At 52.8% G+C, this 15710-nt stretch carries 15 protein-coding genes and 2 pseudogenes; 10 read left to right on the top strand and 7 right to left on the bottom strand.

The window, feature by feature from the left end; genetic code table 11:
* Positions 1-263: 263 nt before the first annotated feature.
* Complete coding sequence (locus DI44_RS06810; protein WP_020754266.1) at positions 264-716, bottom strand: hypothetical protein; 453 nt, start codon at positions 714-716, stop codon at positions 264-266.
* A gap of 235 nt (positions 717-951) precedes the next feature.
* Here DI44_RS06810 and DI44_RS06815 point away from each other — a divergent pair, with 235 nt between their 5' ends.
* Complete coding sequence (locus tag DI44_RS06815) at positions 952-2109, top strand: CapA family protein (RefSeq protein ID WP_033025596.1); 1158 nt, start codon at positions 952-954, stop codon at positions 2107-2109.
* Between the two features lie 45 nt (positions 2110-2154).
* On the opposite strand, the gene DI44_RS06820 is transcribed toward DI44_RS06815, so the two are convergent.
* Positions 2155-2748 carry a class D sortase gene (locus tag DI44_RS06820; protein WP_033025595.1) on the bottom strand — a complete coding sequence of 198 codons (594 nt, stop codon included), beginning with the start codon at positions 2746-2748 and terminating at the stop codon, positions 2155-2157.
* Positions 2749-4062 (bottom strand): processed acidic surface protein, encoded by a 1314-nt coding sequence (locus DI44_RS06825; protein ID WP_033025593.1) that lies wholly within the window; start codon positions 4060-4062, stop codon positions 2749-2751.
* A 198-nt stretch (positions 4063-4260) separates the two neighbouring features.
* Between DI44_RS06825 and DI44_RS06830 the strand changes: the two genes are divergently transcribed.
* The 3 genes from DI44_RS06830 to DI44_RS06840 all read left to right on the top strand — a co-directional run bounded on the left by DI44_RS06830 (position 4261) and on the right by DI44_RS06840 (position 6940).
* Positions 4261-4581, top strand: coding sequence for a hypothetical protein (locus DI44_RS06830; protein ID WP_033025592.1), 321 nt, complete (start codon positions 4261-4263; stop codon positions 4579-4581).
* A 252-nt stretch (positions 4582-4833) separates the two neighbouring features.
* Positions 4834-5808, top strand: a complete 975-nt coding sequence (locus DI44_RS06835; protein WP_033025591.1) for an MBL fold metallo-hydrolase — start codon at positions 4834-4836, stop codon at positions 5806-5808.
* Between the two features lie 154 nt (positions 5809-5962).
* Positions 5963-6940, top strand: a complete 978-nt coding sequence (locus DI44_RS06840; protein ID WP_033025588.1) for a bile acid:sodium symporter family protein — start codon at positions 5963-5965, stop codon at positions 6938-6940.
* A 159-nt stretch (positions 6941-7099) separates the two neighbouring features.
* Here the strand turns inward: DI44_RS06840 and DI44_RS06845 are convergent, their stop codons facing one another.
* The 3 genes from DI44_RS06845 to DI44_RS06855 form a co-directional block, all read right to left on the bottom strand.
* Positions 7100-7918 (bottom strand): rhamnogalacturonan acetylesterase, encoded by an 819-nt coding sequence (locus tag DI44_RS06845; RefSeq protein ID WP_033025586.1) that lies wholly within the window; start codon positions 7916-7918, stop codon positions 7100-7102.
* A 99-nt stretch (positions 7919-8017) separates the two neighbouring features.
* The gene (locus DI44_RS06850) at positions 8018-8473 is read right to left on the bottom strand and encodes a CBO0543 family protein (RefSeq protein ID WP_033012777.1); all 456 of its coding nucleotides are present in this window, start codon (positions 8471-8473) and stop codon (positions 8018-8020) included.
* A complete protein-coding gene (locus DI44_RS06855) occupies positions 8400-9551 on the bottom strand; it encodes a DUF2515 domain-containing protein (protein ID WP_033025584.1) in 1152 nt (383 codons plus the stop codon). Before DI44_RS06855 ends, DI44_RS06850 begins: the two co-directional genes overlap by 74 nt.
* A gap of 85 nt (positions 9552-9636) precedes the next feature.
* Between DI44_RS06855 and shc the strand changes: the two are divergent.
* The 5 genes and pseudogenes from shc (at position 9637) to DI44_RS06875 (ending at position 14768) form a co-directional block, all read left to right on the top strand.
* Positions 9637-11494 (top strand): annotated as a pseudogene (gene shc / locus DI44_RS0117150) (squalene--hopene cyclase).
* Positions 11495-11724: 230 nt separating this feature from the next.
* The gene (locus tag DI44_RS06860; RefSeq protein ID WP_033025583.1) at positions 11725-12975 is read left to right on the top strand and encodes a lipase; all 1251 of its coding nucleotides are present in this window, start codon (positions 11725-11727) and stop codon (positions 12973-12975) included.
* Between the two features lie 124 nt (positions 12976-13099).
* On the top strand, positions 13100-13687 hold the full coding sequence (locus DI44_RS06865) for a Uma2 family endonuclease (RefSeq protein ID WP_023633585.1): 588 nt from the start codon (positions 13100-13102) through the stop codon (positions 13685-13687).
* A gap of 2 nt (positions 13688-13689) precedes the next feature.
* Positions 13690-13995: a 4a-hydroxytetrahydrobiopterin dehydratase gene (locus tag DI44_RS06870; RefSeq protein ID WP_014196047.1), complete on the top strand. Its 306-nt coding sequence runs from the start codon at positions 13690-13692 to the stop codon at positions 13993-13995.
* On the top strand, positions 13992-14768 hold the full coding sequence (locus DI44_RS06875; protein WP_021322426.1) for a 3-hydroxybutyrate dehydrogenase: 777 nt from the start codon (positions 13992-13994) through the stop codon (positions 14766-14768). Before DI44_RS06870 ends, DI44_RS06875 begins: the two co-directional genes overlap by 4 nt.
* Positions 14769-14821: 53 nt before the next feature.
* On the opposite strand, the gene DI44_RS06880 is transcribed toward DI44_RS06875, so the two are convergent.
* The gene (locus DI44_RS06880) at positions 14822-15349 is read right to left on the bottom strand and encodes a YceI family protein (RefSeq protein ID WP_014196045.1); all 528 of its coding nucleotides are present in this window, start codon (positions 15347-15349) and stop codon (positions 14822-14824) included.
* Between the two features lie 164 nt (positions 15350-15513).
* On the opposite strand from DI44_RS06880, the pseudogene DI44_RS19735 reads away from it, so the two are divergent.
* Positions 15514-15686 (top strand): annotated as a pseudogene (locus DI44_RS19735) (MurR/RpiR family transcriptional regulator); the annotation flags it as partial.
* Positions 15687-15710 lie beyond the last annotated feature (24 nt).

Below are 15710 nucleotides of genomic sequence, written 5' to 3'. Positions count from 1 at the left end.
TTAAGTGGGGGTAGTTCACCGAGAAGGAGTTAAGCGGCGGTGTCAATTTTCTTGTCTTCTCTCTTATGCAAGGAATCACGTTTGCTGCAGGAGTCTATGTCGTACTAGCAGGCGCACTGGTCACAGGTGCGCCGCCCATGGGGTACATCCTAACCCGATGGGACGGGGTGATGACACCCCCCTAAACTTGGGCGTTGTCCGAACCAGAAATGGATGAGGACGCAAACGATCCAAGAATCCCATGCCTTTAAGCGTGTGGAGTGTCAATCTACTTTCTTCAGCAAATACATCTCCTCCTCCACTTTCGCGATGCGGCCAAGTTGATAATCAAGCCGCTGATGAATGAGGGAGATGTCTTCTTTTGTCGCCATTTGCTCGCGAAGGCGGGAAAGATCGTCTTTTGTGGCCATCTGCTCGCGAATGCCGGCCATTTCTCCGCGGAGGCTGGCGATTTCATGGCGCATGCCGTCTTGAATGCTGTGCTGCTCGAGTTGATTGTCGCGGATCGCTTTGATCATGTCCGTGTTTTCTTTCATCTGCTCTTTCAGCCAGCGCAACTCTTCTTCCTGCTTGTCCATCCGTTGTTCCAGTTTGTCCATTCGTTGTTCAAGTTGGCCCAATTTTTGCTTCACCGTTTGCATGTCTTGCTTCAGGACGGACATGTCATCGACAAGCCCTTGAACAAGTGTGGTTAACTGCCGCAACAGCCCTTCCATGAAGAAACCTCCCTATCGAGAGGGGATTTTGCTTGGGGCGTTTCAATCATGAAACGTGAGGAGTCCGAGATGTGGAAATAGAGGGGAAACGCCTGCAAGCTCATTATATCATGGCTTGGCTAGGCCATCATTCCTAAATTGAGGGAAAGAAAAGGGATAAAGAGGGGGTGTGTTGAATACGTCATTAGCAGAAGTTTTGGCAGTTTGAAGAAAATAGATGGATGGGAGAGGGAGCATGAACGGATGGACGAAGGGGAAAAACGCGGCGCTTCTGTGTATGGCGTCGATCTTTTTATTTTCCTGCGGCAACGCAGCTGATCGCGGCGCCGAGGAAGTGCTGGCGGCGCCAAATGAACCGGCGGGGCAAACCATCGAGCATCCGCCGCTGCCGAGTCCGATCGATAAGATGGTGATAGCGTCAGCCTCTGCCAAACAAGCGGCGCCGAACTCGAACGAAGTGCGCATCACCATCAGCGCGGCGGGCGATGTGACGCTCGGGCGCGATGAAAATTATGGCTATGCGTATTCGTTTGATGAAGAAGCGAAGAAGCACGGCTTGCGCTATTTTACGAAATACATTGAGCCGATCTTCAAAAAGGACGATTTTACGACCGTCAATTTGGAAACGACGCTGACGACCTCGACGCGGAAGGCAAGCAAGACATTTCGTTTTCGCGGCCACCCGAGTTATGCGAAAATCTTAACTTATGGCGGCATTGATGCGGTGAATCTGGCCAATAATCATACATACGATTACTTGCAAAAAGGGTATCAAGATACGATCGCCAGTCTGAAAAAAGAAAAGGTCGGTTATTTCGGCCGGACGCTTCGGCTGTTGAAAACGGTCAAGGGCATTCAAATTGGAGCGCTTGGTTATGAAGGCTGGAGCAGTACAAGTGCACTGCGCAAACAAATTGCTGGTGACATCCGCGCCTTGCGGAACCAAGGAGCCGATCTCGTCCTCGTTCATTTTCATTGGGGAGTGGAACGAAGCTATGTGCCAAACAGCACGCAAAAGGCGCTCGGCCGCTTTGCGATTGACAGCGGCGCCGATTTGGTCGTCGGTCATCACCCGCACGTCGTGCAAGGGATCGAGGAGTACAAAGGCAAATTTATTGTCTACAGTTTAGGGAATTTTATGTTTGGCGGAAACAAAAACCCGAGCGACAAAGATACGTTTGTTTTCCAGCAGGTGTTTTCTTTTCAAAACGGCAAGCGGACGGCCAAAAAAGAAATCCGCGTCATCCCGTTTCGCATTTCATCGGTGACGACAAGGAACAACTACCAGCCGATGCCGTTAGCGGGAGGGGAAGCAGCCCGAGTGAAACGGAAAATTGTCTCGCTGTCGGCGAAAATCAAAAAGCCGACTTGGACCGCGTACGAAGTGAAGTAAAAAAGGATGGCCCTTGTTTCGGCCATCCTTTCGCTTTTTGCAAGGTTAAGAGCGATCATTGATTAAGTTGGCGACGAGCACGTACCGCTGCGGAGCAGGGCCGACGTAGCGGAACGGATAGCACGTGGAAACGGTGAGTGTCGCTTTCGGCTTTGGAACGATGACCGTCCGGTCGTCGGCGTCGACGATGCGCACTTTGCGCACTTTATAGGTGAATGTGCCGGCGGACGTACGGACGATCAAGAGATCGCCTTGGCCGACTTCGCCAAGACGGCGGAAGACCGTGTCGCGATGGCCAGAAAGCACGCAGTTGTCCGCCTCTCCTGGCAGGACACTGCCGGCGTAATGGCCGACCCCTTTTTCCAACTCGTTTTCATCTGTACCGTGGTAAATCGCTAGGCTCATGTTGAGCTTCGGGATGATGAGTTCGCCGATTTGTTCGCCGATTTTGGGCTGTTTTGGGTAGAGTGAACTTTGGATTTGCATCGGCGCATCGCCTGTTTGTCTCTCTATTTCAACAGACAGCGGTTTGACCGCCTCGAGGCCGTTTTTCCACTTCAAGCCGCTAACGGCGGCTACGGCGATTCCAGCTGCGATCAAGCATGCTCCAAAAAAGCGCACGAGCCGTTTCCGGTTCATTTATTTCGTCTCAACTCCTTGGCGGAAGCGGGCAAGGAATGCGCCGGCACCGATGAAGGTCAAACCAAAAAGCATATAAGCGGCATACGGGGATGCCGTCTTCGGCAGTTTCGCTCCGGCTTCGGTCCGCTTCAGCGGTTTCGGCGGCGCCGATTTCACCACTTTTTCGATTTTCGCTGCCTGGCCGCTCTGTTGCAAGTCTTCGCCGATTTCATCGAATATGTCGGAGGCAAACATCTCTTCGGTCACGACAAAATCAGCCAGCAGCTCGCCTTCGGTGCTGTAAATTTCAACAAGCAAATCGTAGCCGTTCGCTGATTCCATTGTCAGCAGCGTCGACAGGCTGAGCGGCTTTTTCTCGCCACCGTTTGTCAAATAAAACTTCGCTTCCAGCTGAAATGTGGAAAGCAGGTCGGTCCATACATTGGCGATCTCAGCGATTTGCGTTGGCGATAACTCCGTAACGCTTGTAAAATCGTACGCACCGATCGCCTCAAGCCGTTGACCGATTTCTTCCATTTTCTCGGCGAATTGTGGATCTTCCATATTAAGCGATTCAAAATGGTGATAGAGCTTTTCCAACTCTGCGTCCGTCAAACCAAGCTCGTCTAAATCCGGAAGCAAGTAGTCGATGACGGCCTCCGACAGTTCCTCGACCGTCGCATAATTGTCAAGCGAATCGCCGTTTTTAGACAGCAGTTTTTCCAATTGCGTTTTCGTCATGCCAATTTCTTGTAAAAATTTGTTTAATGTTTCTTCGGTCAACGGCGTCAAATTTCGATAATAATCGACGATATCTTTCAGCTCGCCGATCGAGTGGTAATCGGCCAACGATTCGCCGTGCCGATCAAGAAGGGCGATGAGCTCTTCCTTTGTCATTCCGCGTTCGTTTAGAAAGGCGGCCAGCGTTTCATCAGTGATCGGAACGGAGTAATCTTTAAACAGTTCGATATATTCTTCCAGATCATTGTAAAATAAAAACACATCAGTAATGGCCTGTGACTCTTCCATTTCTCCATTGTCGATGAGCATTTGTCGAAGCTGTTGTTCGGTCAATCCGTGTTTGGCGAGCAACTGAGCTAAATTTTCTTCCGTGAGCGGCTCGCCGAACTCACGGCGCAATTCGTCCACGCTGTCAAACTCATCGAGCGAATAGCCTTCATAGTCCAAATAATTTTCCAGCTCTTCGACTGTGATCCCTGCTTCATTTAAATACTGCTCTAAAGCTGGATCGTTGCGTTCAATGGCGAACGCTGAAGCTGGCCATACAGTGGCTATGGATGCGGCCAAGGCAAAAGGAACGATGTTTTTCATGTCGTGACCTCCGTTTGTTTGTATATACGAATTCAGTATATAGGGACATGAAAGGGACGAAAATAGTGAAATATATGGAAATTTTTATATAGAACACCCTCCCTGTTTACATCTAATGTTTTCCAAGTATGACTTTTTAGAGGCAACGTATGCTAACCGTTGAACGGGAGCTGTCGAGCAAAAGGAGGTGGAGGTACAATGGATCGCTTATTCCGTCTGTTCCGCGTTCAGCGCGGCCGCGAGTTGTGGAATCCATGGTTGGGGGTTGTTAGACGACGAAGAAACCATAACGCCATTTGGACGCTCGTCAGCGTAAGCTTAGGAGCGGTGGCAGCCGCGATGTTGGGGGCGAGACAAGGGAGACGCATGGCGCCGATGACGCAAGGACCGATGCGAAACGTGATTCGCGGCCTCAACCGCTGGATGAGCCGGCGGATGGGAACGATGCAGCCTGCTGCGGCGGAGTTTGCCGAAGAAATGGCTTCTTGGCAGATCAACGATCAGAAAAATCCAAAATAATAAAATACAGCGACTCGCTGTATATTGGCCTAGTATTGGATCTATATAAGATGATCTTAACAAGGTGCCCCGATTATATGGAGGGGCGCCTTCTTTGTTTTAGAACCATGGTTTTCAAAGTTGAAAAAGATGAAGGGTTGTAGCATAATATTTTTGTTAACTAAATATTCAGAAATATAAAATAAAACTAAGTTGTCTTTGTTGTTTGGTGAAAAAAAGAGGTGTTGATGTAAAGAAAAGGGGAGAGAATGGATGACGCAGATTGAAATGGAGCGGATAGGAGATGAAATGTACCGCGTTCCGATCCCAGTCCCATTTCCGATGAAGCATGTTTATTGTTATGTATGCCGAGAAACGGATGGATGGAGCATTGTCGACGTCGGCTTTCGCTATCCTGAGGCGATTCGCGCCTGGGAAGCAGTGTTTCGGCAACTTGGAATCAAGCCGCGGCACGTTCGCGCCATTTACATCACGCATTTTCACCCGGACCATTTCGGCCTGGCTGGGTGGATGCAGCAACAAACGGAAGCGCCTGTATGGATCAGTGAGCCTGATTATGCGATGGCGGAACGAGTGTGGGGGGAAGAGAGTCGCCAGGCGAGCGAAGTGGCTGCGCTGTTTCGCCGCCACGGCGTCCCGAAAGACCTTGTGGCGGACATCGAAGAGAGTATGGAGAAGTTGTCGCTCCGCGTCAGTCCGTTTCCTGTACTAACAGTGTTGGCTGACGATGAAATTGTGCTCGGCCAACGGCAATGGACCGTCATTCCGGTTCCGGGGCACAGCGATGGGTTGATCAGTTTTTATCAGCCAGAGTCGCGCCAGCTGCTTGTCTCTGATCACGTGCTCGACCGCATCACCCCAAACATCAGCGTATGGCCGGGAGCCCACCCGAACCCGCTGCAGCAATATTTCGCTTCGTTGCGCAATGTGGAGGTTCTTGATATAGATGTAGCTTTGCCTGCCCATGGCGCTGTCATCCACCAGTTTCACGAGCGGGTCAGCGATATTTTCCGCCATCATGAGCACCGGCTGAAAAAAATGAAAGCGTTGACAGAAAAGGGACGCACCGCTTATGACATCGCCGATCTTGTGTTCGGCCATAAGCCGCTGACGGCGCACCAATGGCGGTTTGCGGTGGCGGAAACGTTGGCGCATTTGGAGTATTTAGTGTCCATTGGCCAAGTACAAAAAGATGAGCGGAACGGCGTGTTCGTATATGAATCATGATCGTCGTCTGCCATACGGAAAACAGCTGGAATTTTTGTATGTTGAGACAATTCGGTTTTGTGCTTCTCTTTGCACGGCTACGGTGTATAATAGAAAAATGTAGGCATAGGAAATGCGAACGCGTCCTTGAAGGCGAGATGGGGAGATGAAACCAATGTGGCAATCGATCAACCGCCGGCTTGAGAAGGTGTTGCCGCTGCTGACGCCGGCGAGCGTGGCGATCGGTTTATGGCTGTCTAAAGAGTTGCACGATTATGCCGAACTTGTGCCGTGGCTGTTTGCGTTTATGACGTTTAGCGGCAGTTTGCGGCTGCGGTTGGCTGATTTGAAAGAGGCGTTCGTCCACCCTGGTCCGATCGCAGCGGCGTTATGTTTGCTTCACCTCGTCATCCCGCTTTGGGCGTTTGGGCTTGGGCATTTGTTTTTCGGCCACAATCGGTTGACGGTGATCGGATTTGTGTTGGCAACGGCCATTCCGACCGGGGTGACGAGCTTCATCTGGGTGTCGATCGGACGGGGAAACTTGGCGTTGGCGCTGTCCGTCATTTTGATTGATACGTTTTTGTCGCCGGCCGTTGTGCCGCTGACGTTGCTGCTGTTTGCGGGAAGCGCGGTCGAGATCGACGTTTGGCAAATGGTGCTCGGGTTGTTTTTCATGATTATTTTGCCATCGCTTGGCGGGATGTTGGTCAGCGAGCGGTTGTCCGGCCGCGCGAATGAACGGCTGGCGGGGGGATTGGCGCCATTTTCCAAACTGGCGCTTGTGCTTGTTGTCATGATCAATAGCGCGGTTGTCGCTCCGTATTTTGGTCATGCTGACGCTCGCTTGGTTTTCATGGCGTTTCTCGTCTTCGTGATTGCGGGCTCCGGCTATTTCCTTTCTTGGATGGCGGCCCGCTGGTTGAAATTTGCCCCGCCGGACATCATTGCGCTGACGTTTACCGGCGGCATGCGCAACATCAGCGCCGGCGCGGTGCTGGCGATGACTTACTTTCCGCCGCCGGTGAGCGTGCCGGTTGTGCTTGGCATGCTGTTTCAGCAAGTGCTCGCGTCGATGTACCATCGCCTGCTGGACAAAACGTATCATTTGTCGTCGGGCCGTCAGGCGTCGTTTGTCGAAAGCGCCCGGTAGGCGGTCAGCGGCGTCGGGCGAGGGAGTGAAGGGCCAAAAAGATTGCTCATCCGGGATCGGACGGGCACCGGCAGCAAGCCAAAGAAAGGCGTTGCCGGCGCCATCAGTTCGCGGATGGGCGATGGATCTGCTGCGGTGGAGGGACAGGGCTGAGCCGGGTTAGCGGCTTGGCGCATGTTCCCGTTCCGGTGAACGGATGAGGTGGCGGCGAAGAGGAAGGTTGAGTTCGACAATTCCTTCCACGACGAGCCGGGCGATTTCCTTCGCCCCTCGCTGGTGAAAGTGGGTGTTGTCGCTGATGCCGTTCGGGTAATTGGGATGTTCGCCCGGTGCGAGCCATAAAAACCACCGTTTCGTCCGCTCCGGACCGAGCTGTTCAAACCGTTGTCTGCTTTTTGCCGTCAAATCGATAACCGGCACGTGCTCTCTCTCCCCAAGCGCCTTCATGGCCGCAGGATAAAGTCCATGCGAGTTGAGCGCTCGTCCGTCGACAGAAAAGCGCCACCGCTCGACCGGGGTGATGAGAACAGGAGTCGCCCCTTTGGCGCGGGCGCCGTCAATATACTGTTTCAAATACGCTTGATAGGTGGTGAACGGCTCGGTGTGGCGCGTCGGATCGTTCACCTTTTCATCGTTGTGGCCGAATTGGATGAACAAGTAATCCCCTTTTTTCATTTCCCGCAAAATGCGGGAGAGCCGTCCTTCTTCGACAAAACTTTTCGCGCTGCGGCCGGAAGCGGCCATATTTTTCACAATGACATTGTCATCAAACCAATTGCCAAGCATTTCCCCCCATCCGGCCCGGGGAGCGCGGGAGCGGGGAGCGGCGGCGACCGTCGAGTCGCCGGCCAAATAGATGACAATGGTCGTCCCCCGTCTTGCTTTGGCTGCATCTCCGTTCGTCGCTGTCCTAGCCATTAGAACGGCGCCGATGGCAATGATGACGGAGCACAAGAAAGCGGCTTGTTTTCTTTTCAAACAGGTTCCTCCTACTCAACAACAGTTCGTCCTATTTTCGCCAACAGTTCGTTTCGTTGTTATCGTGGCTTGTCAGCCGCTTGTTTATGCGCATCGATGCTAGTCAATCCGTTGAAACCGGCGATAAAAGCTCCAGATGACGGCGAGAAATACGCCATACCCAGCAAAAGAATACGAATGCCTCCACAGAGCGGCGTGAACGAACAAGCCGTACGCTTCTGCTTTCGTTTCGAATGTTGCCATCAATGCGGCCGATGCGATGATCAAGCCAATGCGTCCGAGGCGGCCAAGCCGCTCCATCAGGCAAAGAAACAAGACGGTGCATAGCGGAAGAACCACCATCGTAAAGAAAATATCGATCGAAAAGAGGGATGGAAACGGGCGCTTCGGAAAGACGTACACCCCTTTTCCGGTGAAATACAAATCCAAATACGTCCCGGCCCAAGAGGAAAGCAGCGCCGAGGCAAGATAGGCGCGGCGCCTAGCGCGCGTGGAAGAAGGCGTTTTTGGCGATGATCGCCAGTTCGATTTTTTCAAGTGTTTCACAATACGCATGAACGATCTCCCCATTGATCCGTTGTTCCGGTTTAACAAGATAGCGGACGACGTGCGGATCTGTAAACCAATCGCCAGGTTCGGCCGCCTCATGGACGACGTTTTTCCACGCGTGACGAAGCTGTGGGCTGTACAGGCGCGGGGCGCCGGGAACGATTTGGCAGTCGCGGACGCGGCGGCGGTACGGTTCCCTTGGAAACGATTCGCACACATCGTTAAACAAGTGCGGCCAATAATCTTTGCGCGAACCGGTATGCGGATGGCTGACAGCCCAGCGCACCGCATTTTCCAGCGTTTCTTCATTGTCAAACAAAATCGAGTACAGCCGTTTGCCAAGCAAAATGCGTTCATGGAGCGACTCAAACTGATGAAGCGTTTGACCGATCAAAGCGGTGCCGCCTTGGCCGTCGTCATGCGGGAACAAGATGTGATTGAAATGGAGCAGCTCTTGTAGTTGAAATTTGAGCGTCTGAAAAACGGTTTGCTGAAATACGGGATGTTGAATGACTCGTCGTTCCAAATAGCTTTGTTCGTTAATCACGAGGGCGATGGCCAACGTGTACAGATCGCCGCGGTGCCAAAAATGGTTCCATATCGTTTCCATAAACGTCGAAACGCCAACATACGGCAATAAATAAAAGAGCGGTCGGCCGTACTTTTGGCTTTCTTCATACAGCAAAAACTGTGGATAAATGTCTTGAAAAATGAGCCAATTGCCGCGCTCCAAAAAGGCGAAAAACGACCGTCGCTCCTCTTCCGAGAGCAGCCTCATGAGCAATTCCCCTTTTAAGTCAGTCATATTCCAGCCGCCGTTGCGCGACACCATATGCCCTAAAAACGCCCAATGGATTTCGCGATGGCGCAAGTAAAACGCAAGGTAAGCCGCTGTCCGGGTGACATTGTTTTCGTTTTGTTCCGCCATGACCGCCTGGATGCGGCGGATGAGCTGCTGCTCTTTGGCCGTTAGATCGCGTTCTGATATCGTTGTTGCTCCTTTCTTTCTCTTTTTCTTCGGCTCTCGATAAAGATCAACGAGAGAAAGGGGAAGAGACGAGGTTTTTCGTTTTCGGCAACGCATGATGAATCCCCCTCTTGGCGCATCGCGGGTTTGCGAATCGAATAAATATGGAAAGAAGCAGATTTTCGAAAAAGGAAGGCGATGAATAGTGGACGATGAACGGCGCGCGCTCATCGATGCGCTCAAACAATCGCAAGCGGCTGATGGATCGTGGCGGTTTCCGTTTGAAACCGGCATTTCGACAGACGCCTATATGATCATTTTATTGCGGACGCTCGGAATCGATGATGAACCGTTGATTCAGGCGCTCGTCGAGCGGATCGAAAGCCGACAGGAAGCGAACGGGGCGTGGAAGTTGTTTACCGATGAAGGCGACGGCAACGTGACGGCGACAACCGAGGCGTATTATGCCTTGCTTTACTCTGGATATCGAAAAAAAAATCGACTCGCACATGCAAAAGGCAAAAATGCGCATTTTGGAAATGGGCGGCTTAGAACGCGTCCACTTGTTTACGAAAGTGATGCTCGCATTGACTGGACAGCACCCGTGGCCAAGACGGTTTCCGCTGCCGCTTGAATTTTTCCTTCTTCCCCCGTCGTTTCCGCTCAATATGTATGACCTTTCCGTGTACGGAAGAGCGAACATGATTCCGCTTCTCGTCGCCGCGGAGCGACGGTACAGTAGGAAAACGGCGAAAAGCCCAGACTTGTGTGATTTGGCCGCTTCCCGTGGAGGTTGGCGGCTGCCGGAAAACCGGGCGCTATGGTCATACATCAAGCGAGCGTTGATCGGTTTTCCGGCTGAACTGCACGATGCCGCCAAACGACGCGCCGTCCGTTATATGTTTGATCATATTGAGCCGGACGGAACGTTGTACAGCTACTTCAGTTCGACGTTTTTGTTCATTTTTGCGCTGCTCGCGCTTGGTTATCCAAAAGACGACCCGCATATTGTCCGAGCTGTTCGCGGTTTGCGCTCACTGCGAACCGAAATCGATGGGCATACGCATATGCAATATACAACCGCTTCCGTCTGGAATACGGCGTTGGCGAGCTATGCGCTGCAGGAAGCGGGCGTGCCGCCGACCGACCGGACGATTGAGAAAGCGAACCGCTATTTGTTGTCGCGCCAGCACATTCGCTACGGCGACTGGGCGGTGCACAACCCGTACGGCGTACCGGGCGGCTGGGGATTTTCCGATGTGAATACGATGAACCCGGATGTCGACGATACGACCGCCGCGCTGCGCGCCATCCGCCAGGCGGCAGCGAAAGAGACAGCGTTCCGCCATGCGTGGGACCGGGCGAATCGATGGCTGTTTTCGATGCAAAACAATGACGGCGGGTTTGCGGCGTTTGAAAAGAACGTAGGCAAACGGTTTTGGCGGTATTTACCGATCGAAGGGGCGGAGTTTTTGCTGATGGATCCATCCACCGCTGACCTCACCGGGCGGACGCTCGAATATTTCGGAACATTCACCGGGATCACGAAAGACCACCCCGCCGCCGCCCGCGCTGTCGACTGGCTGCTAAGCTATCAAGAACGAAACGGCGCGTGGTACGGCCGCTGGGGGATTTGCTATGTGTACGGCACATGGGCGGCGGTGACCGGGCTCTCAGCCGTCGGCGTTCCAATCGATCACCCGGCGATGCAAAAAGCGGTCCGTTGGTTGTTGAGCATCCAAAACGATGACGGCGGCTGGGGTGAATCGTGCAAAAGCGACGAAGCCAAGACGTATGTGCCGCTTGGCGCCAGCACGCCGGTCCATACCGCCTGGGCGCTCGATGCACTGATCGCTGCCGCCGAGCGGCCGACCCCGGAAATGAAAGCCGGCGTTCGCGCCCTAGTCCGTATGCTTCATCACCCGGATTGGACCGCCTCGTACCCGGTCGGACAAGGGATGGCCGGCGCCTTTTACATCCATTACCATGGCTACCGCTACATTTTTCCGCTGTTGGCGCTCGCCCATTACGAGCAAAAGTTCGGACCGTTTGTGGATTAGCCAACCGTCCGTACGAGGCGGTGATGGAACGCTGCCATGACATAGTGCATCACCCTCTCGCTGTCGGCGAGAAACGAAATATGACGGCACAAAAGTGCATTTTTCTCTTTCCCTCATCAGAAAACCCGACAATTGCCGGGATTGAATAGCCTGATTATTTAGTATAGAATATTCAGGTAATTCGGAATAAAGGGGTTCAGTCGATTCGAGGGGAGGAGAAGGAGAGCGTGATGAAATGCTGTCGGGTTATGTTTGTGTTGCTCGGATTATGGCTTGTATTCGGCCTATCGGTCCCGGGAGGGCGAGCTGAAGCGGCAGTTTCACGCGCCAACGATGCGCCGATTGTACTTCTCCATGGCTTTACTGGCTGGGGAAGAGAAGAAATGTTTGGGTTCAAGTACTGGGGCGGCGTGCGCGGCGATATCGAACAATGGCTGAACGACAACGGTTATCGAACTTATACGCTGGCGGTCGGACCGCTCTCGAGCAACTGGGACCGGGCGTGTGAAGCGTATGCTCAGCTTGTCGGCGGGACGGTCGATTATGGGGCAGCCCATGCGGCGAAGCACGGCCATGCGCGGTTTGGCCGCACTTATCCCGGCCTGTTGCCGGAATTGAAAAGGGGTGGCCGCATCCATATCATCGCCCACAGCCAAGGGGGGCAGACGGCCCGCATGCTTGTCTCGCTCCTAGAGAACGGAAGCCAAGAAGAGCGGGAGTACGCCAAGGCGCACAACGTGTCGTTGTCACCGTTGTTTGAAGGTGGACATCATGTTGTGTTGAGTGTGACGACCATCGCCACTCCTCATGACGGGACGACGCTTGTCAACATGGTTGATTTCACCGATCGCTTTTTTGACTTGCAAAAAGCGGTGTTGGAAGCGGCGGCTGTCGCCAGCAACGTGCCGTACACGAGTCAAGTATACGATTTTAAGCTCGACCAATGGGGACTGCGCCGCCAGCCGGGTGAATCGTTCGACCATTATTTTGAACGGCTCAAGCGCTCCCCTGTTTGGACGTCGACAGATACCGCCCGCTACGATTTATCCGTTTCCGGAGCTGAGAAGTTGAATCAATGGGTGCAAGCAAGCCCGAATACGTATTATTTGAGCTTTGCCACAGAACGGACGTATCGCGGAGCGCTCACAGGCAACTATTATCCCGAACTCGGAATGAATGCATTCAGCGCGGTCGTATGCGCTCCGTTTCTCGGTTCGTACCGCAATCCGACGCTCGGCATTGACGACCGCTGGCTTGAAAACGATGGCATTGTCAATACGGTTTCCATGAACGGTCCAAAGCGTGGATCAAGTGATCGGATCGTACCGTATGACGGGGCGTTGAAAAAAGGGGTTTGGAATGACATGGGAACGTACAATGTCGACCATTTGGAAATCATCGGCGTTGACCCGAATCCGTCATTTGATATTCGCGCCTTTTATTTGCGACTTGCCGAGCAGTTGGCGAGCTTGCGGCCTTAAAACTAGTATTTTGCGAAAAAGCCATCTCGACCGGATGGCTCTTTTTTGAGGAGCAAGCTCTTGAGTTGTATGACGGCCGCGGATGTCCGATGGTATAATAGGGGCAAAGCAAGCGGGTGGGGGAATGGACGTGAAGCCGACCGAGCGGCAAAAGGAACGGTATACGTATCAAGATTATGTCAAGTGGGACGGACGGTGGGAGCTGATCAACGGCGTGCCCTACAACATGGCACCGGCCCCTTCATTTGTCCGCCAGTCTATCGTCGGTGAATTGTATGTCGCTTTGCGGGCATTTTTTCGTGAAAAAGGATGCACGGTTGTCATGGCGCCATTTGATGTACGCCTTGATGAGCAGGCGGACTATGAACAGGCGAAGCATGTCGTGCAACCAGATATCTCCGTCATTTGCGATCAAAGCCAAATTGGCAGCCGAGGCTGCGATGGTCCGCCTGACTTGGTAGTGGAAGTGCTTTCGCCAAGTACAGCGTTGAAAGATCGAAACGAAAAGTATATGTTGTACGAACAGTTTGGCGTCAAGGAATATTGGATCGTGGATCCGCTGCATCGAACGGTGGAAGTGTACGGCCGCGGCGAAAAAGGGTATGAGAAGCGGAGCGTCTTTGGCGAAGGCGATGTGCTCGTCTCGTTTTTGTTCGCTGATTTGACGGTTTCGCTGGCTGGCATATTTCAAAATATAGAGGGTGAGGGATAACGGTGCGGTTAACGGAAGAGGAAGTGCAAGCACTGCTTGAAAAAGCGGACGGCTGGAAGCTGGTCGATGAGCGGTGGATTGTGAAAAAATACCGTTTTCAAGACTACTTGCAAGGAATCGAGTTCGTTCGGCGAATCGCCGCGATTTCGGAAAACACAAACCACCACCCGTTCATTTCGATCGACTACAAGCTCATTACAGTGAAACTGTCCTCATGGCGGGCGAAAGGGCTGACGAAGCTCGATTTTGACTTGGCGAAGCAGTATGATGAGGTGTATAACCAGATGAAGCAGGGGGAAGGGGAATGATGGCGCATCGCACAGCCCTCGTCACCGGAGCGGCGCGGGGGATCGGTTATGAAGTGGCGAAAACGTTGGCAACCAACGGCGTGAACGTCGTGCTTGCCGACTTGAAGCAGGAAGAGGTGGAACAGGCGGCAGAGTCGTTGCGGCAGCTAGGCTGCGAGGCCGTCGGCGTCAAGTGTGATGTGACGGCGGAAGAAGAGGTGAAACAAACGATCCATGAAGCGGTCAAACGGTGGGAGCGTCTCGATATTGTCGTGAACAACGCCGGTTTGCAATATGTCGCCAATATTGAAGACTTTCCGACCGAGAAGTTCGAGCAGTTGATCCGCGTCATGCTCGTCGGCCCGTTTTTGGCCATTAAGCATGCGTTTCCGCTGATGAAGGAGCAGCGCTACGGCCGCATTATCAACATGGCGTCGATTAACGGATTGATCGGGTTTGCCGGAAAAGCCGCCTACAACAGCGCAAAACACGGGGTGATCGGCTTAACGAAAGTGGCGGCGCTAGAAGGGGCACCGTACGGCATTACGGTGAACGCACTTTGTCCGGGGTATGTCGACACAGAACTCGTCCGCAATCAGCTCGCTGATTTGGCGGCGACGAGAAAGGTGCCGCTTGAGAAGGTGCTCGAGGAAGTGATTTACCCGCTCGTGCCGCAGCGGCGGCTCTTGTCCGTTGAAGAAGTCGCCCATTATGTTCTCTTTTTGGCAGGCGAACAAGCGAAAGGAATCACCGGCCAGGCGGTCGTGATCGATGGCGGGTATACGGCGCAATGAAGCGCAATAAGCCCTTAGCCTCGCAAATGGCTAAGGGCTTGTTGCTTGGTCGTTCAGCTGAGAGCGAATTCAAAGCTCGCGAGGATTTTGACTTCTTTCCCGACGAGGAATCCGCCGGTTTCGAGCGCGACGTTCCATACCAACCCGTAGTCTTCGCGGTTGATCGTTCCTTCGACATCAAAACCGACCGAGATGCCGCCGGTGAGCGGGTTTTTCACTTGGCCGTTGTATTCGACTTTGAACGTTTCTGTTCTCGTCACGCCGCGGATCGTCAGCTTCCCGGTCACTTCATATTCCGTGTCGGAAAGCTTGCGCACGGATTCACTGACAAACGTAATGGTTGGATAGTTCTCGACATCGAAAAAGTCGGCCGAGCGGAGATGATTGTCGCGGTCGGCGTTTTTCGTATCGATCGAGGCGGCGTCGATCGTCGCTTTCACGTTCAGCGACTCGAGTTCGTTGATGTCGCCTTGCACCTCAACGTCAAAGTTGGTGAATTCCCCTTTCGCTTTGGAGATCATCATATGTCTCACTTGGAAGGCGACAGAGCTGTGCGCTTTGTCGAGTTGAAATGTTGTCATCGTTTTTCCTCCTCTTGTCATACGATTCATATTCACATCATTATCATAGCAAACATATATCTCGAATTCAAATATTTTTTATTAAAGTTTTTATTGGCGTGAAGAACAGACGCCCATCCATGATAAGATGAATATGAAACGGTGGACGGAAAGGGAGAAAAAAGATGAATGAACTTGGCATTTTAACGAAAATTGAACAGCAAATGGAACGGTTTTCACCGGCGGAAAAAAAAAGGTAGCCGCCTACATTCTCGATCATGCTGAGCTCGTGCCGAATATGACGACGAAAGAACTGGCTCAGGCGGCTGACACAAGCGAAGCGAGCGTCGTTCGTTTTGTCTCATTCGTTGCTAGCGAAGAG

This window comes from Geobacillus sp. CAMR5420 (assembly GCF_000691465.1).
Lineage (GTDB): Bacteria > Bacillota > Bacilli > Bacillales > Anoxybacillaceae > Geobacillus > Geobacillus thermoleovorans.
The sequence above is the reverse complement of the archived record's forward strand: the minus strand, read 5'-3'. Positions and strand labels throughout refer to the sequence as shown.